17 protein-coding genes are annotated in these 20550 nt (G+C 66.2%); 6 read left to right on the forward strand and 11 right to left on the reverse strand.

Annotated elements, in window-relative coordinates:
• The first annotated feature begins 44 nt into the window (after positions 1-44).
• Positions 45-1079: a helix-turn-helix transcriptional regulator gene (locus tag B141_RS43835; RefSeq protein ID WP_084678650.1), complete on the forward strand. Its 1035-nt coding sequence runs from the start codon at positions 45-47 to the stop codon at positions 1077-1079.
• Here B141_RS43835 and B141_RS0131465 read toward each other — a convergent pair.
• From B141_RS0131465 to B141_RS43840, 4 genes are all read right to left on the reverse strand, one after another.
• Positions 1015-1758, reverse strand: a complete 744-nt coding sequence (locus B141_RS0131465) for a phosphotransferase family protein (protein ID WP_020579173.1) — start codon at positions 1756-1758, stop codon at positions 1015-1017. The two genes, B141_RS43835 and B141_RS0131465, sit on opposite strands and share 65 nt — an antisense overlap.
• Positions 1759-1914: 156 nt before the next feature.
• Positions 1915-2463, reverse strand: a complete 549-nt coding sequence (locus tag B141_RS0131470; protein WP_020579174.1) for a hypothetical protein — start codon at positions 2461-2463, stop codon at positions 1915-1917.
• Positions 2464-2628: 165 nt separating this feature from the next.
• On the reverse strand, positions 2629-3600 hold the full coding sequence (locus B141_RS0131475) for an aminoglycoside phosphotransferase/kinase family protein (protein ID WP_157181436.1): 972 nt from the start codon (positions 3598-3600) through the stop codon (positions 2629-2631).
• Between the two features lie 308 nt (positions 3601-3908).
• Complete coding sequence (locus tag B141_RS43840; RefSeq protein WP_157181437.1) at positions 3909-4808, reverse strand: acyltransferase domain-containing protein; 900 nt, start codon at positions 4806-4808, stop codon at positions 3909-3911.
• 478 nt (positions 4809-5286) lie between these two features.
• On the opposite strand from B141_RS43840, the gene B141_RS46445 reads away from it, so the two are divergent.
• The 5 genes from B141_RS46445 (at position 5287) to B141_RS0131510 (ending at position 13251) form a co-directional block, all read left to right on the forward strand.
• A complete protein-coding gene (locus B141_RS46445; RefSeq protein WP_020579178.1) occupies positions 5287-7116 on the forward strand; it encodes an ABC transporter ATP-binding protein in 1830 nt (609 codons plus the stop codon).
• On the forward strand, positions 7113-8903 hold the full coding sequence (locus B141_RS43850) for an ABC transporter ATP-binding protein (RefSeq protein WP_020579179.1): 1791 nt from the start codon (positions 7113-7115) through the stop codon (positions 8901-8903). Before B141_RS46445 ends, B141_RS43850 begins: the two co-directional genes overlap by 4 nt.
• Positions 8904-9128: 225 nt before the next feature.
• A complete protein-coding gene (locus B141_RS0131500) occupies positions 9129-10091 on the forward strand; it encodes an alpha/beta hydrolase (RefSeq protein ID WP_020579180.1) in 963 nt (320 codons plus the stop codon).
• Complete coding sequence (locus B141_RS50980; RefSeq protein WP_020579181.1) at positions 10088-12547, forward strand: histidine kinase; 2460 nt, start codon at positions 10088-10090, stop codon at positions 12545-12547. Before B141_RS0131500 ends, B141_RS50980 begins: the two co-directional genes overlap by 4 nt.
• Positions 12544-13251 (forward strand): response regulator, encoded by a 708-nt coding sequence (locus B141_RS0131510; protein ID WP_020579182.1) that lies wholly within the window; start codon positions 12544-12546, stop codon positions 13249-13251. The genes B141_RS50980 and B141_RS0131510 overlap by 4 nt, the downstream gene beginning before the upstream one ends.
• Here B141_RS0131510 and B141_RS0131515 read toward each other — a convergent pair.
• The 7 genes from B141_RS0131515 to B141_RS52420 form a co-directional block, all read right to left on the reverse strand.
• The gene (locus B141_RS0131515) at positions 13193-14467 is read right to left on the reverse strand and encodes an MFS transporter (protein ID WP_202805989.1); all 1275 of its coding nucleotides are present in this window, start codon (positions 14465-14467) and stop codon (positions 13193-13195) included. The two genes, B141_RS0131510 and B141_RS0131515, sit on opposite strands and share 59 nt — an antisense overlap.
• Positions 14468-14536: 69 nt before the next feature.
• Positions 14537-16147 (reverse strand): serine hydrolase domain-containing protein, encoded by a 1611-nt coding sequence (locus B141_RS0131520; protein ID WP_020579184.1) that lies wholly within the window; start codon positions 16145-16147, stop codon positions 14537-14539.
• 90 nt (positions 16148-16237) lie between these two features.
• A complete protein-coding gene (locus tag B141_RS0131525; protein WP_020579185.1) occupies positions 16238-16681 on the reverse strand; it encodes a VOC family protein in 444 nt (147 codons plus the stop codon).
• Positions 16682-16756: 75 nt separating this feature from the next.
• Positions 16757-18196, reverse strand: coding sequence for an MFS transporter (locus tag B141_RS0131530; protein ID WP_020579186.1), 1440 nt, complete (start codon positions 18194-18196; stop codon positions 16757-16759).
• Positions 18193-18423: a hypothetical protein gene (locus tag B141_RS43860; protein WP_051114239.1), complete on the reverse strand. Its 231-nt coding sequence runs from the start codon at positions 18421-18423 to the stop codon at positions 18193-18195. Before B141_RS43860 ends, B141_RS0131530 begins: the two co-directional genes overlap by 4 nt.
• A gap of 329 nt (positions 18424-18752) precedes the next feature.
• The gene (locus B141_RS0131540; protein WP_020579187.1) at positions 18753-19778 is read right to left on the reverse strand and encodes an NAD(P)/FAD-dependent oxidoreductase; all 1026 of its coding nucleotides are present in this window, start codon (positions 19776-19778) and stop codon (positions 18753-18755) included.
• A 111-nt stretch (positions 19779-19889) separates the two neighbouring features.
• Positions 19890-20021 (reverse strand): hypothetical protein, encoded by a 132-nt coding sequence (locus B141_RS52420; RefSeq protein WP_272944120.1) that lies wholly within the window; start codon positions 20019-20021, stop codon positions 19890-19892.
• Between the last annotated feature and the right edge of the window lie 529 nt (positions 20022-20550).

A 20550-nucleotide genomic window follows, 5' to 3' on the forward strand; every position in this document is an offset into this window, starting at 1 on the left:
CTCAAGGCCAAGTGCGCCAGGTCCCGGCCGCGAAGCAGGAGAAGATGGCTGCCATGGATCCGGCCGTCCGTCTGCTCCGGTTGCTGTCGCTGCTGCCGTCCCGGCCCTGGTGGTCTGGGCAGGAGTTGGCATCCCGCCTGAGCGTCTCGTCCCGCACCCTGCGCCGCGACGTGACGCGGCTGCGCGAGCTGGGCTATCCCGTCCAGGCCACCGGCGGCCACGCCGGCGGTTACGCGCTCGGCGCGGCGGGCCGGCTGCCACCGCTGCTGCTCGACGACGAAGAAGCGGTCGCGACCACACTGGGGCTTCAGATGACGGCGACGAGCGCGGTTGCTGGCATCGAGACCTCCGCTGTTGCTGCTCTGGCCAAGCTCGACCAGGTGCTGCCGCCGCGGCTGCGAGATCGTGTGCGGGCACTGCAGGAGGCGACTGTCCGGCTGCCTGGGCCGGTGTTGCCGGCCGTCGATCCCGCCGTGCTCACCGTGCTGGCGACGGCGTGCTGGCGTACCGAAACGCTCCGGTTCTCCTACACCGACCACGCCGGCCGGATCAGTGCGCGCAGTGTGGAGCCGCACCAGATCGTGCAGGCAGGTGGGCGGTGGTACCTGGTTGCCAGGGACCGCGACCGGCAGGCATGGCGGACGTTCCGGATCGACCGGATCGCAGGGCCGGCACTGACCGGGCAGCGCCACCGGTTCACAGACCCGCCGGATGCCGCGGCAATGGTGTTGGAGGCAACCAAGCTCGCCGTCTACCGCTACGAGGCACGCATCCTGCTCGACTTGGAGCACGAAAGGGCGGTGCAGGCGTTCCGCGGCCACATCATCGAGCCGACGCCAGACGGGCGGTCCATCCTGCGGGTGGCGGCCGACGATCTCGGGTCACTGGCGTTTTACGCCGCTGGCCTGTCCTACGACTTCGAGGTGCTCGACCCGCCCGAGCTGCGCATCGAGTTGCGACGCCGGGCGTTGGAGATTGCCGCCCGTCACGCGGAGCCGAGCTCGATCCAGGGCTCTACGACGGCCGCCGAGACTCCTTCCAGCTCTGGACGAGGCGTACGACATCCCGGCCCCGTCTGAGGTGGCGCCGAAGGTCGGTGATTCGGAAGGCGATGACGAACGCCTCCCGAACGCCGGAGAAATCCCAGACGCCGGAAAGTGATCCCATTTCGCCCTCCAGGACGATGTTGTCGCTGGTGAAGTCGTTGTCGAGCAGCACCCGGCCGTCGATCCGGTCCGAGAGTTCCCGCGCCTGCGTGAGCATGTTGTTGACATCTGGGCGTACGGATACAGGTACGTCGTTCGCGTCGATCAGGTCGGCCCGCGCTTCGAGCGAGAAGAAGTCAGGTATCCCGATTGACGCGATTTCGGGCTCGGTCAGCGCTTGATGAAGCGCGGCGAGGTACTCGGCCATCGACGCCGCCAGTGCCTGTTGACGTGACCGCGTCGCCGAGAGGTAGCTGCCCCGATCGAAAGGCCAACCGATGATCTTGCGGTAGGCGCAGAATCGACTTCGCTGTCCGACCCATTCGACTCTTGGGATCTCGACCGGGAGCCGACCGTCGAGTGCGGCGAGCACGGCGACCTCGCGATCGAAATCGATCCAGCTGCGGGGGAAACGATAGATCCACTCTGCGGTTTCGAGCACGAAATTCTGGTCTCCGGCGCGACGGACCGCGCCGCTGAGATCGACCGATCGATCCTCAGCCTCCACGGCCTCGATCAGTTCGGCAAGCGAAGGTTCTTCGGTGAGCGTCATATCCCTCCCAGCGATCGTGCTACGGCGTAATTGACGGCGGCGCGGACATAACGCATATCGTCACGAGACGTTGATACGCTGAATTCGTGGCTGAGTCGAGCAAGCTGCGGTCAGTCGCGTACCGGCCGGGCCCAAGGAATCAGCGGTCCGGTAGGGTCACATCGTCGCAAGCCACGGATGATCTGGCTGCGTCAATTCGATCGCATGCCGCAACCAACGCTGGTCCTTGACATCCAGCACCGGCCACGCGGCATCGAAGTCCTCCTGGTCTTTCGCGCGTAGCCCACGTGCCTTGTGCAGCAACTGGATCTCCGGTCGCAGATAGTCGATCCCATCCTGCGTCCATACGATCTCATCGATCGGCCGAGTAACCCGCGAGTCGCGCTTGAACTCCCACGTGTCCTCGGCAACGCCCATGAGGATGATGTCGTACTCCCAGGGATCCCCTCCACTGCTGCGCGCCCACACGTTCTCGCAACTGTCCGGCAGTTGGTCGTCGCCGACGTCGCCGGGGATGAGCACGCGAAGTGTCTCCTGATCGGCCGCCCACAAGTCGATCCGTCCTGCCAAATGGCGGCGCAGCAATGGAAGCTCATGCCTGGGGATGCTGGGGTCCAGGTCACTGTGGTGCCGTTTGATGCCAGTGAACGCCTCGATAGCCCACCCGCCTGCGATCCACCAACGCCCGCGATACTCGGCGAGCATCGCCGCAGCGTCTGCTGGGGTTCGTTCAAGCCAGGGACCATAGATTCTGTGGATCTCGTCGTGACTCAACTCTCCAATAGGCACGTCAGGACGCTATCGCGCAGCACAACTGAGTCGCAGCTGCTGCGCATCCGGCGAAGCCCGGCAGCGGTGGTTGCGGACCCTTTAGTCCAGCAGGCCGAGCGTCCGCAGGTCGTCGTGCAGGGCGAGGGCTAGGTCCGTGGGCGTCTCGGCGAGGTCGGGGTTACCGGCGTTGTCAAGGCGCCAGGGCAGCCCTGCGAACGCATCCACGGTACGGACGAGTAGCACCTCCTTCCACGCTTCGGCCCCGTCAAGGTCTACGCCGGTCAGGTGTCGCACGGCCTCCAGGTAGCTGGCGAAGAGGTCCCACTCCTCGCGACCCGAGTAGGCGGCGAGTCCGGCAAGCGTCGTGGCTATGTCGGTAAAACGGGGACGCTGGCCCATCGTCTCGAGGTCGAACATCACCAACCTCCCGCGCGACCAGCCGACCTGCTGTAGATACAGCTCACCGTGGTTCAAGGCCGTCGGCAATGCCGCGACGGCCGCCTCCGCTCGCCGGTACGCATCGAACCAGCTCTCTGGGTCGACCTCCACAGACACGGCAGGATCTGCGGCCAACGACGTCAGGGCAGCCTTGACACGTGCGCAAAACTCCGCGGCCGGCATCCCAGACGGCAGCATGAACAGCTCAGCAGGCGGTGCCTCCAACGCGTTGAGTCGAGCGATCAGTCGGAGCAGCTCGGCTACGTCGCTCGGCTCGACCCCTATCGTTGGAACGAATTCGAGAACGACCACCTCGCCGCCGTCTCGCACCGCCGAGTACAGCAGCTTTGGAGTGGGAAATCCGCAAGACGACAGGAACGCATACCTCGCCGACTCCGCCCTCGCCGGCTCCTCGCTCCGCTTGCAGAATACGGTCTGCGTGAGCGTCGAACCTTCCACGCCGCGGTGGCTGACGGTGACGATGCAGGAGTTCGTCCCCTTGTGGAGGCCCCGTTTCTCGTGCGACACCCACGCCCGTGCCCCCTCCGCGCCCACAAAGCCCGGCAGGAACTCGCCGAGGTCCCGCCAGGTCAGCCCGTACGGCAGAGCACACGGACGCGGTTCAATCGGCACCGGCGAAAGATTCGCCGGCGCAAACCTGCTCATCTGGTCGGACATGCCAACGAGCATTCCTCACCACCGCACCGGTAGCCACCGGTTTGACGGTCGGCGAACATATCGGACATGCCGAAGGGCTCGCTCTGTCCCAACTCTCGGTCTGCCCCGGACGAGGAACCCCAAAGGTACGCACACAGTGTGGGGCGCGGGAAGCGGCAGCGCTGTGACCAGTGGTGTCTCACCTAGGTGGCACGCAACGGCAGACGCCTGTATGACGCTCAGGTGACGTTGGCGACTCATGAGGAGCCACGACTGCCCTCGGGTCAGAACGTCATCCAGCCGGTGCGGTTGTACCAGTGGCGGCCCGATCGCAGGTGAGTGACGATCGCTCGTTGCAGTGCCGTCTGCTGCGGGAGGTCGTCGAGCAGGAGAGCAGGAACCACTGTGCCTTCATAGCGGCGGTGGAAGATGTGCTCCAAGGGAGCCCAGTCCGCCAGCTCACGGTCGACGAACGTAGTGAACCGTCGCTGGAACCTCAGGATATTGGACGATTCCGGCAGGTAGGCGCCCAGCTGGTCATCCATCAGCCACGAGTGGCATCCGAATGCCGCCACTTGCTCCGGGAATCGCTGCGGGAAGAACGCCCGCGCCTGATCGAGTGAATCCTCACACGCGTGCGGATCCAAGCGGCCACCACTGCCAGGGATGTGGACGTTGAGCCCGCATTGCCCAACGGCGAGCACCGGATGCTCTGGCGATTCCGGCGATGGCCGCTGGCGGTCGAAGGCCATACGCCCCAGCCGGTAGGAAACTCCGCTGAAAATGCGCGGCATCCCCCACGTTGCTTCCAGGCCGGCGAGACCAGTCACCCGCCGAGCCGAGGCAAGCTCTTCGCCCAGGGTTGCCAGACTGGCCCACGAGATCTCGTCAGACACGTCGCGGTCGGAGTGGTAGCGGCGTACGTATGGCAGAGCAGCCAGGCCCACCCAGACATACAGGTGCCGGCCCACCGAGCCTGTCTCCACGGGTAACGCGGGCCAACCCCCACCGGCCGGCGGCACGCCCATCCCTACTCGCAGGGCGCGGTAGGCGCGGTCGAGAACCCACCACAGCGCTGAATGCTCCAACGGGTCTGGTCGAGCTGCGAGGGTCGTCGACCGGTCGACTGGATCAACCCCAAGCCGCTCCAGCAGCTCCGCCGCCTTCGCATCATCCGGCAGCATTGGTCCAGCGGACCCTACCGGCAGGTCCACGCTCGGCAACCACGTCAGCGTATTCGGCGGCAGATAAAGCTGGCGCTCCACTTCGTTGACATCAAGATCACGAAAGTCTGGCTCCTGCGAGGTATCTGGACACACCGCCACGCACCCCTTACAGATTGGCAAGGCCTTGTTCTGTCGATTACGGGACACGACGAGGATCCATCGGTGGGCCGGCTCGCCGTGCTCATCCACCCGATGCGCCAGCAGTCTGCGCAGGCATGAAGCGCAAGAACAAGTATTGTTTTCCACGACACGGCTGGGATGAAATAGCCGCGCGACCTCCTCGAGGAGGTCGGTGGATCCCGTCGATGAGCACCTCGATCGACCCCGCGCCTGCCCTAGCCGCGATCTCTAGCGCCTTCGTTGAAACGGCTGTCGGTGGCTGGGCTTAGCGTGGCTTGCCTGCTCGGTTGGCAACAGTCGTCGGAGGTGCGGGGACGTGTTGGTCTTGTTGCGGTATGCCTTCCAGCTGAGGCCTGCGGCGGCGGTGAGCTGTGTCATCCTCAGCATGCTGAGCGCCGGCCTGTTCGTGGTGACTCCGCTGCTGGTGGGTGCGGTGGTGGGCCGCCTTCCGGCTGTGGCTGCGAGTGGTGTGGATGTTGCGTTCGCGGTGCTGCTCGCGCTGTTGCTGGCGGCGCTGCCGTTGGGCAATGCGATCGAGGCAGTCGCCGCAGTGCCGTTGGCGCGGTTGGAGGCGGAAGCGGAGAGGGACGTCTTCCTACGGCTTGGTGCCGCCGGTTCGGCTCGTCCGGGCCTGGCGAGCCTCGAGAGTCCGGAGATGGTTGGTCAGCTGCAGCAAGTCAGCATCAACCGTGGGCGGATCACGTCGGGGGTTCAGCTGGTATGCGGCGGGTTGATCGGCTTGGTGCTGAGCCTCGTAGGAAGCGCGGTCGCGCTCGGGGTGGTCTTCTCCTGGTGGGTTGCCCTGGTCCTGGCGTTCGCCGCAATTGCCCGCTCGCTGTATGGGGCGCGCAACATGAGCAGGCAGATGGACGCATGGAATTCCCAGACCGAGGGGCAGAAGCACGCCAACTATGCCTTCGCGCAGGGGATGGGCCGGGCGGCCAAGGAGGTGCGAATCTTCGGACTGGCCGGCTTCCTTCGCGATCGCTACTGGACGCACATCACTGAGGCGCTGCGCCCTTTCTGGCGGCTGCGGCGGGGGCAGGCAGTGGAGGCGTCGCTGGTTGGCTTGGCGCATGTCGCACTCATGGTCGGGGCGGTCGCGTACGCAGTATGGCAGGCCGAGCACGGACAGCTGACGTTGACAGGTTTGGCGGCGACCTTGCCGCTCATCCTTGCGATCGCTTCGACCGACCTGGAGCAGTTCTCTGAGGTGCAGCGTGGGTCAGCGGTGTATCGGTGGCTGCAGCAGCTGTACTCGGCCGGTCCCGTCGGGCTGGAGATGCCGCTGCCCGCCACCGCGGAGGCTGAGCCCCTGCGACATTCCGGCTCGCCGGAGATCGTCTTCGACGATGTGCATTTCACGTATCCGCAGGCCAGCGACGAGACTCTGCGTGGCTTGTCGATGACGTTGGAGGCGGGTGCGGCGGTGGCGTTGGTCGGCGTGAACGGCGCGGGCAAGTCGACGCTGGTGAAGCTGCTTTCTGGTGCCTACCAGCCAACGTCGGGGCGGATTCTGGTCGATGGCGTCGACCTCGCGGAACTCGATGAGGAGGGGTTACGACGTTGGCAGCGGCGGATCGCACCCATCACTCAGGACTTCGTGCGATTGCCGCTGTCCGTCGGTGACAATATCGAGTTAGGCGCCGGCCACCTGTGGTCCGGACAGGTCGACGGAGAGCAGCAGTCGCCTAGCAGGGCGGTGGAGGCGGCCGCCACGAGGGCCGGCATCGTCGAGCTGATAGACGGCTTGCCGCAGCGTTGGGCGACCCCGCTGGACAAGACGATCCCGAGGGGCGCCGACCTGTCCGGCGGTGAGTGGCAGCGGGTGGCGCTGGCCCGCGCCCTACGCGCCGTCGACGCCGGCGCCGGTGTACTGGTCCTGGACGAGCCCGCCGCGGCGCTGGACGTCGAGTCGGAGGCGCGGCTGGTCAGCGGGTATCTCGATCTGGCTCGAGCGGTGACGTCGCTCGTCATCTCGCACCGCTTCTCGGTCGTACGGCCGGTGCCCAAGATCTATGTCCTCGAGGAAGGACGGATCGTCGAGGAAGGCTCACACGAGGACCTGATGGCCGCGTGTGGTCGCTATCACGACATGTTCACGATGCAGGCGAGCCGGTATGCCGACCGCGAGGAGCGCACATGAATGCCCTGCGCATAGTCGGGCTGTGGCTGTCGACCGCCTGGCGTGCGGCGCCGTGGATGACGGCTGCGATGTGCGCGTGCACGATTCTCAACGCTAGCTTGCCGGCGGTGAGCGTGCTCGGCGTGAGCCAAGCGATCGCGGCGTATTCGACGCAGCGCTCCATCTGGCCTGGTGTCGGGCTCGCTGCGACTGGCCTGCTCGTGACCGCCGTGACACTGGCAGTGGTCTGGCCGATCAGCGACACGGTCGAAGACCTGGTAGGGCGGCATGTGCATGATGACCTGCTGCGACTCACTGCGGAGATACCCTCGATCGCCCATCACGAGGATCCGGCGCTGGCGGACCGCATGGGAATGCTCGAGGCCGAGGTGGGTGCCCTTGTCGGCGGCCCGCGCCTGCTGGAAACGATTGGCTCGATAACGGCTACGGTCACAGTGGTTGGCCTGCTTGCCTCCGTACGGCCGGAGCTGTGCGCGCTACTTGCGGTTGCACTGCTTCCCGCTGCGGTCGAGGCGCGCGGCGCGAGCCAGCGTAACCAGGTTCTGCTTGCCAGTGAACGCTATCGCCGCCTGACCCGGCAGTGCGTCGATGTGCTCAGTGCGCCGCGTCAGGGGTTGGAGGTGCGCTGCTTCGGGCTCCGCGGCCCGCTGCTCGCGGTCTGCGGCGGTGCGATGCGTCAGCGCAGTCGTCCCCGGCTCATTCTCACCAGACGGTGCGCCGGCTATGCCGCGGCGAGCTGGCTGGTCTTCGGTGCGGCGTACGCGCTAGCGGTGTGGTGGATCGTCGAGCGGCTACAGAGCGGCTCCTCGAGCATTGGCGACCTGTCGTTGCTGTTGCTCATCGGGGCGCAGGTCATTTCCACAGGCAAAGCGATCACTTCCCACGCTCGGATGCTCGTTGACCAGATGCAGGTCTTCGGCCGATACCACTGGCTGCGCGAATACTCCGCGCAGCGCCGTCGGCAGGACGGGACCCGCGTGCCACCTCCCGTCCTGCGCCAAGGGATCCAGCTGCGCGGGGTGTCGTTTGCCTACCCCGTTGGGAGTCCCGACAGCGCTCCCCGGATGGCATTGAAGAACGTTGATCTTCACCTGCCGGCGGGAGCCACGGTCGCCTTCGTCGGCGCCAACGGCGCCGGCAAGTCGACGCTGGTGAAACTGCTTGCCCGGCTTTACGATCCAACCGATGGCGCTGTGCTCATAGACGGTGTTCCGCTCACTGAGATGGACCCCACGGCGTGGCGGGCGCGTATATCCGCGGGATTCCAGGACTACGCGACATTCGAGTTTCTCGCGGTCGACAGCGTCGGCGTCGGCGATCTGCAACAGCGCACCAATCGGCAGCGAGTCGCAGCCGCTGTCGTCGACGGTCAGGCGCACAACGTCATCGCGAGTTTGCCAGCTGGCCTGGACACCCAGCTCGGGACGACCTTCGAGGGCGGGGTCGGCCTCTCCGGCGGGCAGTGGCAACGGCTCGCCCTGGCAAGGGCGTTCATGCGCGAGCGCCCACTGATGATGCTTCTTGACGAGCCCACAGCGGCACTTGATCCCGCAGCCGAACACGCCCTTTACGAGCAATACGCCAGCGCCGCACACGACCTCGCAACCATAACCGGCGCGGTCACGGTCTTGGTCTCGCATCGCTTCTCAACCGTTCGGATGGCCGACCTTATCGTCGTCGTCGAGAACGGCCAGATCACTGAGGTCGGCCCACACGACGAACTCATGCTCGCCGGCGGCCACTACGCCAGGCTTTTCGAGCTGCAGGCACGCGCGTACCGGCACTGACGCTCGGACTTTCGCGCTCTCCGAGCAGGTGCCGAGAGAGCGCTGACGCATCGCCCGACAGCTCGGGACTCCGCGCGCGTTGGCTCACAGGTCGGCCGGGCGTTGCGTCCTTGTCATACCTCGGAGCTAGTCGACATTGGGCTCCTTGGCGGGATGCTGGCGACCCGCTCCTGCTTCTAGCTTCGGTGCCGGACAACGATTCGATCCGGTACGAAAGGACCCGTTATGAGGTTCCGCCTGGGCAGGACGCGATTCGGCCGCGGGATTCTGGCGCTGGCCGTCTCGGCGTCGGTGACCGTGCCAGTGTCGTGGGCGGCGCGCGCGGCGGCCGTTCCAGCGCCTGCACCGGTCGGCCAGACAGCGATACCGTCCGCGACGGCCGCCACCCTGGCTGAGCGGTACGCCGTGAGCCGCGACGACATTCGGGTGGCTCGGCTGACGGCTGAGTCGCATGGCCACCGGCGGCGGGCGGCTCGGCTGCACGCATTGGCGGATCCGGAGCGTCAGTTCCTGTGGTTCGACGGTCGCAACGGCGGCCGGTTCGTCGAGGTTTTCGGAGACCTCGCCGGTGCCGAACGGATTGCGGTTCTGGTGCCGGGCACGGACACGAATCTGGACACGTACGGACGGCTGATGGCGCAGGCGAGCACGCTCCAGCAGGCGGTGGGCACGGGAGGGGCAGTGATCGCCTGGGTAGGTTACGAGACGCCCGGACGGGCGAGCCTCGACATGGTGACGACCCGGCGGGCCGAACACGCGGCTCCTCGACTTCGGCGTTTCGTCGAGCAACTGCACGATGCGAAGCCGACGGCCCGGATCTCCTTGCTCTGTCATTCGTACGGTGCCGTGGTCTGTGGAGGTGCCGCGCCGGACCTGCCGGTTGCCGACGTGATCTTCGTCGGTGCATCCGGCGTGGGCATCGACAGCGCCGACAAGGTGCACACCACGGCGAGGGTCTGGGCCGGACGAAGCGGGCGTGACTGGATCGCGCACGTGCCGCAGGTGCGGCTCCGGTTGCCGTTCGTCACGATCGGGCTGGGAACCGACCCGCTCTCTGAAGAGTTCGGGGCGCGAATCTTCGACGCTGGCCATGGAGGTCACAGCGACTATCTGATGGAAGGTTCGGTGTCGCTGGAGAACCTCGCCCGGATTGTGGCGGGACAAGCGCCGACGGCCGTGCCGACATGACCGGCCTGGTTCATCAGCTGGGGGCAAGCACGCGAGCCGACCGCGACCGTGCCGTCGACGCCCTGCGTGCCTTCGGTGTCCTCGGCGTGGTCCTTGGTCACTGGCTGGTGACCGCGGTGGTGGTCGACAGTGGGACGCTCCGCGGCGCGAGCCCGCTTCAGTACATCGGCTGGCTGGCTCCGTTCTCCTGGCTGTTCCAGACGCTCGCGATCTTCTACCTCGTCGGCGGGTACGCAGCGGTCAGGAGCCTCGCGTCCGCCAGGGATCAAGGCATGACGACTGCCACCTGGCTGCGGCGCCGGATCGCCCGGCTGTTCACACCGGCGATCCAGCTGCTGGCGGTGTGGATCGCGTCCGGCGGCTTGTTGCTCGCCTGCGGCGTCGAGCCGACCACCGCCCGGCTGCTGGTCAACCGGGCGGTGGCTCCTCTGTGGTTCCTCCTGGTCTTCGCCGTGTTGACCGTGTTGACACCGGTGGTCGCCAAACTTCACCCGCTGGTGCCGCTGATCGTCGTCGCGGCGGTCGACCTGGCCCGGTTCGGGTTCGCCGTACCGGATCGGCTCGGGGCGGTGAACGTGATCGCCGCCTGGCTCGTGCCGTACTGCCTGGGCACCGCCTGGGCGCGGGGAGCCTTGAACGTCCGGAAGGTCGGAGCGGTCCTGCTCGTCGGAGGTGCCGTCGCCACCGTCGGCCTCGTGGTCCTGGCGGACTACCCGGTGTCGATGGTCGGTGTGCCGGGCGCCGAGGTCTCCAACGTCAACCCGCCGACGCTGGCCTCGGTCACCTTCGGTCTTACCCAGTGCGGTGCGGCGCTGCTGCTGGCCGGTTGGCTTCGGCGCGCGTGCTCGAGGCCGGCTGTCTGGATCGTGGTGGCACTGGTCAACGTCGCCGCGATGACGGTCTTCCTCTGGCATCAGACCGCGCTGCTCGTGGTCACCGCGAGTGGGCTGTTCGCCGGCCGCCCTTTCCCGGGGCTGCATACCGCGCCCGACGACCTTGGCTGGTTGCTCGCCAGGCTCGCCTGGATCCCAGCGTTCGTACTTGTCCTGTTGCTGTGCTGCGCAGCCTTCATGCAGGGACCGCACCTCCGGACCGTGCTCGGCTTCGTTCGGCACCGGAGAGGGCGGTCCGTCGCGGCTAGGGTGAACCTCGTGCGAAGGTATGGCCTGACGGAGCGACTCCTGGACGCAGTCCGTGCTGCGCCCCGCACCGTGGCCGACGATCTGTGGAGAAACGCCGCTAGCTCACCATCGGATCGGCCACCCTGGCGGCTCACGGTCGCGGCCGTATTCGCTCAGGTCGCCATCATCCTGCCTGTCACGGGAGCGAACGAGTACCAAACCGAGTTCGGCATCGACATCCTGATCGGGTGCGTGCTCGCCATCGTCCAGTCGGCGGCGATGGTCGCAGCCCTTTTCCGGCCGGTCGCCGCCTGGTGGGTGGCCACGATCGTCACTGTCGTGGCGGCGATCTTCCTTGCGGGACCGGTGAGTCCTGACTCCGCGTTTCCCTGGACCATAACGGGAATCGCGGTCCAGGCCGGCGTCCACCTCGCGGTGGCGCTGCGTACCCCGCTCAGAGTGGCGATCGAGACGTACCTGCTCACGATCGTGGTAGGCGTGGGTTGCGGGTGGCTCGGCCCGCAGGGCAGTCGGCTGGGCGGCCTGCCGCTCGTGATCACAGTCTTCGCCGCCGCCGTCGTGGTCGGCGCGTCACTGCGCGGACGCCGAGTGGCGCGTACCGAACAGAGGTGGCAGGAGGAACGCGCGGCGCACGAGCGTTCGCGCCGTACCGTTCTCGAAGAGCGCGCCAGGATTGCCCGCGAACTCCACGACGTTGTCGCCCACCACCTTTCGCTCATCTCGATCCAGGCGCAGGTCGCCGCCCACCTCGCCAAGAATCCGTCGGACCAGCTTTCGGAGAACCTCACCGGAATTCGCTCGAACGCGGTCGAAGCCCTCGCCGAACTACGTCGCGTGCTCGGCGTCCTGCGCTCAGAAGACCTGGCCACCGAGGATGCCAGGTACGTGCCGCAACCTACGCTGGACCGCCTCGACCAGTTGGTCGCCAACGCCCGCGGCGCAGGAGTCGACGTCTTGATGCAGGCAACGGGCGCACCACGCACCCTGCCGCCTGGAGTCGAGCTGTCGGCGTTCCGGATCGTGCAGGAGGCACTCAGCAACGCGATTCGCCACGCTCCCGGCGCCACGATCCGGATCGAACTCCGTTACCGGCCTGGCAGTTTGCTGATCAGGGTGACCAACGGTGCACCAGATCGCGCCGTCGAGCCCAGGTCGGGCGCCGGACACGGTCTGCTGGGTATGCGTGAACGCGTCGCCATGCTCGAAGGTGACCTGGTCACCAGACCCACGCCCGATGGTGGCTACGAAGTGATCGCGAACCTCCCGACAGGTGTCGGAGTCGAGGCCAGCGATCTGGTGAGAGGACCCGCATGACGATGATCCGCGTCCTGGTCGCCGACGACCAGGTAATGGTTCGCCAGGGCTTTTCCGTGCTGCTCGCGGCAGAGCCTGACATCGAGGTCGTCGGCCAGGCCGCGAATGGTCTCGACGCAGTCGCCAAGGCGGCCGAGCTCAGGCCCGACGTTGTCCTCATGGACATCCGGATGCCTGAACTCGACGGCATCCAGGCCACCCGCCGCCTGGTCGAATTCGAACCAGCCGAACTGGACGTCAAGGTCCTTATGCTCACCACCTTCGACCTCGACGAGTACGTATACGAAGCTCTCAGAGCAGGTGCTTCCGGCTTCCTCCTCAAGGACGCCTCGGCCGCTGAACTGGCCCACGCGGTCCGCGTCGTGGCCGCCGGCGAGGCCCTGCTCACTCCTAACCTCACCAAACGGCTCATCGCGGAATTCACCAGGCTGTCGCCTCGGTCCCGGACCAGCGATCGCATCGACGATCTCACCGAACGCGAGACTGAGGTCCTCTCCCTGGTCGCCCAAGGCATGTCCAACCTGGAGATCGCCAACCACTTGGTCGTCGCCGAACAGACCGTGAAAACTCACGTCGGCCGGATTCTCGTCAAGCTCGCCTTGCGCGACCGCACCCAACTCGCGGTGTACGCCTACGAGATCGGCCTTATCCGCCCGGCGGGCTCTCGACCGCGCTCTCCGGGGTTTGCCGATCAACGCCGGTGACGGCAGGTCGGTCCTGCTCGCCTCCCTGCTCATGGCGTGGAAGCAGGAGCGCGGTGGCGCACACCAATGCCGTTGAAATAAGGAGGGTCGGGCGGGAGCCAAGCTGGGTGGCGAGCAGGCCGCCGGCGAGGATGAACAATGGTTGGGCCACCGTTGTGGCGAAGGACCACAGTGTGGATACCCGTGCCATGAAGTGATCTGGTGTGGCGAGTTGGCGGTAGCTGGACATGGTGGAGTTGGCCATGGCGGCGAAGAACAGGAGACCGAAGAAGCCCACCCCGCACTGGACCACCCCGAACAGGCCGGGAGTTGCCAGCGGGATGAGGAAGTTCCACGGTCCGCGAAGCATGCTTGCCCACCACAGGGTTCGGACCGGGCCAAGGCGGTCGACCATTCGTCTTGTGAGCCGGGCGCCGAAGAAGCCGCCGAGTGACGGCAGTCCCATGAGCAGGCCGTACTCAAAGGCGGTGAAGTGCAGGTCGCGGAGGTAGAAGACTGTGGTAACCGGGCCCGACAGTGCGATCGCGCCGGTGAAGCAGACCCAGCTGATCAGCATCTTCCGTAACGTGGGGTGTCCCCAGACGAAGTGCAGTCCGCCGGCGAGTTCGCTGCGTCGTGATCGCTGTGTGTCGCGGACGGGTGGGGCGGGTTCGGGCAGCTTGATAAGGCGGATGGCGAGTGCGCTGACGAGGAAGGACACGGCATCGATCAGGAGGGTGCCGAGTGCGCTGAGGAAGCCGACGAGGGCGCCGCCGAGTGAGGGGCCGACCGACATGCGCAGCCAGTTCGTTGACTCCAAGCGCCCGTTGGCGTCGACGAGGCGGTCCGGCGATACCAGAGCCTTCAGGTGTGCTTGTGCTGCTCCGCTGAAGGCGATGGCGCACGTCGCGTTGATGACGGCTACGACACACAGATGGGCGAACGTGAGACTGTGAAACAGCCCGGCCAGCGGGATGCTGCCGAGGCTTGCGAAGCGAGCGATGTCCGCGGCGATCATGACTGGACGCTTCCGCTTGAACTCGACGTAGCTGCCCATCGGAAACGCGAGCAATGCGGTCGTGACTGCCGTGAACGCCGCCAGCAGTGAGATCTGGAAGGTCGACGCGTCGACGACCGTTACAGCGACAATCGGGAGCGCCACCCCGCCGACGGCCGAGCCAAGCTGACTGACCGCCAGCCCGGCCCACAGTCGCTGAAAGTCCCGATGCCCTCGCACGCTGACTTGATGCACTGCCACTCGATGCCCCCATGCAAGCTCACGGTCACGTACGCAGACAATCCGTGGTCATCGCAGGTCATACGTCCTGATCGGCGGACGTCTCTCGAAGGGGATGTTGGCGTAGGTGGGTGGGCTGGCGGTGAGGTCAAGTGCTTCACCCATGGGACAGAAGTACAGGCCCGGTGCCTGTGCGGTGAGCTCAAGTGGTGGGAGCTCGAGTAGGCCGTGGGCTTCGAGAGTGGTGGCGTCGCGGCCGGTTCGTAGCTGCAGCGTGACGGCCTGGGTGCCCATGTAGTCGATGGCGTACGACCGAACCATGGCGTCGTCAGTGACGATCGGGGGATCGCTGCGGTAGTAGGTGACGCCGTCGTCTGCGCTCACGAGGTACGCGCGTCCTGGTCGCCCGTCATGGCCCAGGAGTCGGAATCGCTGATTGCCGTCGTCTTCGACCACGACCTCGTTCTCGCTCACTGGTGCGAGGATCTGTGTGGCCTCCCCCCGGTGGAGGAGGAGCTTGGAACCATCGAGGTCGATCCTGGCGAGCGTTCCGCCTCGGCCGATGTACGCGCCGGCGATGCCGCCAAGGGTAGCGGGATCGAGCTCTACGGCAGATGGGACTTCCGGGGTGGACGGTTCGTCGCCGGTGAGCTCACACAGGATGTCGGAGGCAAGGTGGGACGGCACAGGATGGTCTGTGTTGGTGAGCGTTGCGACGGCGATGCCAGCGGCGGGATCCCAGGCCATGTCCGACTGGAAGCCGAAGCCGCCACCGCCGTGGTTGAGGATGCGACGGCCGTTCCAACGGGCTACGGCTACCCCGAGACCATAGCCGAATCGCTGTCCCGGCAGGGGATTGGGAATCTCGTACATCTGCTTGAGAAGGTCCTCGTGGAGGACACCGTGGCCACCGGCCAGGTGGAACTGCAGATAGCGCAGAGCGTCGTCGATGCTGGTGTAGGCGCCGCCGGCACCGACCATCGGCACTCGCAGTGGAACCTGATCCGAGTGGCCGGAGTGGCCCACCGCCCGATCGCGGTCCTGCGCGATGGAGGCGTGGTCGAAGGTAGTACGACGGAGACCGAGCGGGTCGAGGAGTTCCTTCTGGACGAAGGCGTGGAAAGGGATGCCACTGACTCGCTGCACGATGTATCCGGCGAGATCGATCCCGAGGTTGGAGTACTCATAATGGTGTCCGACCGGGAACCGCAACCAGGTGTCGGAGATACTCCGGCAGTGCTCTTCGAAGGAGGAGTCGCGGTCATCGAAGTTGCCGCCCAGTGGGGCTTCATGGGTGAATCCGGCCCGATGGCTGAGTAGATGGCAGAGTGTCATTCGCTCCTGGGGTGCTGGCTCCCACCGACTCCGGACCGTGAACTCCGGGAGGTACGTGGTCACCGATGCGTCCAGCTCGAGCATGCCTTGTTGTACGGCGAGCATGACAGCCGTCGCGGTGTACATCTTCGAACCAGACTGGATACTGAACATCGTCTGCGTTGTGACCGGATCAGCGCGGCCCAGTGCATTGACGCCGAACCCCGCCGACCAGGTGACGCCTGACCGGTCGCAGACCCCGACGGCCATACCAGGGATGCCATGCTCGACGAGCAGGCTCGGGATCTCCCTGGTTAACCGGCTCGCCACCTTGCTGAACCCGCCGTGCACGTTGGCGTCGGACATGCGAAGGTCCCCTTATCGCCGGGAAACTCGTTCGAGGCCGCCCAGGATAGTCGCGTAAAGGCCCGGGCAGCCCAAAGGCGTTGGCAGTATTCACCCGACGCAGAACTCGTTGCCTTCCGGGTCCTGCATGACGACGCAGTAGTAGCCCTCAAAGTCGGCCACACTCGTCGTGGTTGCGCCCAGGGATGTCAGTCGTTCCACCGTGGCGTCGACCTGATGGCGAATCTCTTCGATCGGGACTGTTCGGCCGCCGATCCGCCCGCTGGCGTCGATATCGATGTGTAGACGGTTCTTTGTCGTCTTGCCTTCTGGGACTTCCTGAAACCAGATTCGCGGCCCGTGGCCGGCTGGGTCGACAATGGTGTCGACAATGTCGCTGATCTCGTCACCGGGAACGCTGACACTGAGCCAATAGGCCCGCCAATCGGCGAAGCCCGCCGGCGGGTCCTGCGGCTGGTAACCCAGCGCGCTCGCCCAGAAGCGTGCCAGGCGATCCCGGTCGGTGCAGTCGACAGTGATCTGAAACTGAACCACAATGCACCTTCCACAGGACGAGGCCCGCCACCTTGCCTGTCGACTCCAGGGACGCCGGTGGTCACCGTGTCGCCGCTAGGTCGACCGCCCGGGAACTGTCCGCTCAACGCTCGGCTGTGGCGTGGTGGGCGGCCCTGCCACGAATCGTTGGCTCAGCCGCCGGTATGGCCGGCTGCGCAGCGCCAGGATGGTGGCGATCAGTCCGATGATGCCGGCCAGGATGAAGACGAGCGCGAGGCCACGATCGTCACCCGTGCCGAACCAACCGCCGATCGCCCGGGCGCCCGCGCCGTCGGTCATGAACGGGATGAAGAAGAACTGAGCGATTGGTGAGATCAGGAACGCGGTCAGCGGGGAGGCGGCCTGTTCCACGCTCTGCGCGAATCCGAACACCCGGCCCTGCCGCTCGTAGGGGACCACCTTCTGCAGGATCGTCTGCTCGGCGGCTTCGGCGTAGGGCACGAGCAGCATGTACGCGTACATTCCCACGGCGAGTAGGAGGATTGAGGAGCGCAGCGGGAACAGTATGGTGACCGTCCAGAGCACGAGGTTGACGAGCAGGAGGAGCCGGACGGGGTTGCTGCCAAGGCCGGTTCGAGCGATGAGCAACCCGCCGACGATGAAGCCCGTGCTCAACGCTCCCCAGAGCAGGCCCCAGGCCTGGACCGACACCATGGACAGTCCGTACGCGTCCATCAGCGCCATGAAGACGCCGCCGAGGAAATTGTTGAACGCGGAGAAGAGGATCAGGGCGGTCAGTCCGGGCACCGCGGCGACGATCCGGATGGTGCCGCGCAGATCCACGCCGGCCTTCGGGGCGGCGGCCGGCCCGCCGGGTGCCGAGGCGGACTCTACCGAGGCTTCCCCCTGCGCCAGGGGGTCTACTTCGGCCGTGACCAGCGCCGCCGGGCGTTCTGCCACCTGGACGACGGCCAGATGCAGCACGCCAACAACAAGCAGCACCAGCGCCAGGACCAGCACCCAGAACATGCCGCCGAGGCCCACGAGGATGCCGCTGAACACCGAGGTCACCAGGAAGCTCACGCCCGCCGTGCTGCCGACCAGCCCGTTGGCCCGGTCTCTGCTGTCCGGAGCGATCAGCACGGTCACCAACGTCGGCAGCGCGATCGTCCGGATGTTGCCCGCGATGACGCCGAGCATCAGCAACACGATGAGTGCCCAGAGCGCGACGCTCGTCGGGTCTGTGAACGACTCCTTCGGGACGGCCTGGTAGATGGCGAATGCCGCGGTGTAGAGCGCGAGCGACACCAGGGCTGACACCTGCATCATCGTCTTCTTCCGATGATGGTCGACCAGGCTGCCGAACCAGACGCCGGTCAGTGCCGTCATCACCAGGAAGATTCCGGAGACCACGCCGGTGGCGAAGACGGAGCGCGTCTGCAGGTAGACGTAGAAGGTGATCGCGAACCAGACGGTGTAGTTGATTACCGATACCAGCAGGGTGTTGGCCAGTAGTTGGTAGAAGGTTCTCCGTTCCCCCTGAATGACGCTCACGTCGCGGACCCCACGACTTCACGCACGGGTGAGGTTGCCAGCGGAGGAAGGGCGGCCGCGTACGGTGGTAAACCTCCAGGGTCGCGCGCTGCCTCGTACAGCGGCGGCCGGTCGAACATCACCATGTCCTCCATGTGGTCGGCGAGAGTCCCGTCAAGATCGCCGCGGTGCACGGCCTCGGCCCATCGCCCGACCAGGGTACGAAGCAGCTCCTCGTCGGTTGGCATCGGCGGCTCCATCTTCACGGGCAGGTGTATCCGTCAGGACTACAACCCGCCGGCGCCGTCAAACTCATCGCTGAGGTCACGAGGCGAGACCGGGCCTAACGTCCTACCCATAGGTGCCGCTGGTCTCAACCGGGGCGGATCGGTTCCGGTGCTCCTGCTCGCTGCCCTGGCGGTCCTGGCTTTTGGCGTCTCCGGCGATGACCCCACCGCTGGCATGGATGAGTGCGATCCCAGGAGTCGACTTACGTCAATCAGGCGCCCCCGGAGGCTAGTGCGCAGCCCAGCACGCCGAGTGCAACGTTCGCGCGGCCAGGTCGTCGCTGAGGGAATCAGTGGAACCGGTCTGGCCGGCAACCGACGAGCTCGGGGGCTGGTAACCCGGTGAGGATCTCGGTAGCGGCGAGGCGGCCAGCTGCGGCGGCCAGGGTGATCGCCGAGTGCATCACGGTGACGTACAGACCCCGAGTGCCAGCGGGTCGGCCGATGACCGGTTCCCCGTCGGTAGGCATTGGGCGCCAGCCGATCTCGACGGAGACAACCTTCGTGCCGATGGCTCCGGTGAAAGAAGCGGCGAACCGGTCGCGGACACGTCGGGCGGTCTCGAGCAGCGCGGCCTGGTCCGTCTCGCCGCCGTACGCCGTGGGGGCCAGGACCGTACCGTCGTTGAGCTGCCGGACCTCCAGCGACGGCGTCGCGACGATCGTTCGGACCAGGCCCGGCGCTGCGCGCAACCGGACAAGGATGGCGGGCGACGGCTCGACGGGCAGGGTGATGCCGATCCCGGAGCACAGGGCAACCGTGCCGATACCGGCGGCCAAGACCACGGTCTCAGCGGGAACAACTCCGGCGGTCGTCTGGACGCCGCTCACCGTGCCCGCCTGGTGGTCGAGGGCAGTCGCCAGCACCCCCGTTAGCAACCGCGCGCCCCGGTTGCGCGCGGCGGCGACCAGGAGATCGGTCGCCGCGACCGGGTCGAACGCCGCATCTTCCGGGCGATGGATGGCCACGGCCGGGGGATCGAGCAGGTGCGGTTCGAGCGCTCCGACATCGTCCGTGCGCGGCCCTGGGGTCTCGTCGAAGCCGTCCCAGCTGATTGAACCCGACCAGCGGATCGACAAATCGGGAAGCTCCGTCTCCAGCCGCCGGTACTCGTCTAGTGCGAGGTAGCGCAGCGGCGCCGAGGGCAAGTCGCTGGCGACCGGTCGTCCGATCCAGGCGAAAGAAGCGCGGGTGGCGCCCGAACCAGGCAGGCCTGCATCGATCAACGTGACGGGTCGGCCGCGCCCGGCCAGGTGGTACGCCAGTGACGCCCCGATGATGCCGGCGCCAACCACGACGATGCTGCGATCCGCCATGCCGGTGTTCTAGCAGGTGAGGCACTGCCGCGACACCGAGTATTGGCCACCAGACGCAACTCATCAGGCTCAACTGTTAACTCGACCTGCCGAGCGCGATGATTTCGGTGGTCAGTTGTGGTCTTCGTGGGACCGGGTGGCGGCGTAGGCCTGGTTGGTGGTCGTGTCGCCGACGTCGACGCGGTCGCGGGTGAGGGTGACGATCCGATCGAGCGTGGCGGGATGACGCCTAATGTGCATCACGATCTACGACCGTCGGTTTAGGTGCGGATGGGGTGTTGGTTGATGTCGATCCAGGGTGGGGGTATGTATTCGGGTCTGCCGTTGGGTCCCATGCGGGCTTGCCAGTCGCTGTTGTGGATGAGGTTGTGGTGGGCTCCGCAGAGGAGGACGCCGTTGTTGAGGTCGGTTCGGCCTCCGTCTGCCCAGTGGTTATGTGATGTGCATCGCACCATTTGGTGGGGCGGTCGCAGCTTGGGAAGTTGCATTCCATGCCGTCGCGGATGCCTAGCGGGAGTTTCCGGTCTTTCTTGATCGTTTAGCTGGTTTTGCCTGGTGGGGCTGGGTTTGCGGGCTCGGCTGGTGTATTACCCAAGTCGTTGGGTGGGGTCAGCGGGTGGGTGCGTACTGGTGGATGTTGAACAGGTCGGCTAGGTGTTGCTGGGTGGGGGTTGTTTCGGTGAGCATGCGGCGGGCGCGGGGGCGTCCTTTGCCGCCGTCGTGGTAGAGCAGCACGGTTTCTTCGATGCCGCCCAGGGTGGCGAGTAGTTCG

It is taken from the genome of Actinopolymorpha alba DSM 45243, assembly GCF_000373925.1.
Taxonomy (GTDB): Bacteria; Actinomycetota; Actinomycetes; order Propionibacteriales; family Actinopolymorphaceae; genus Actinopolymorpha; species Actinopolymorpha alba.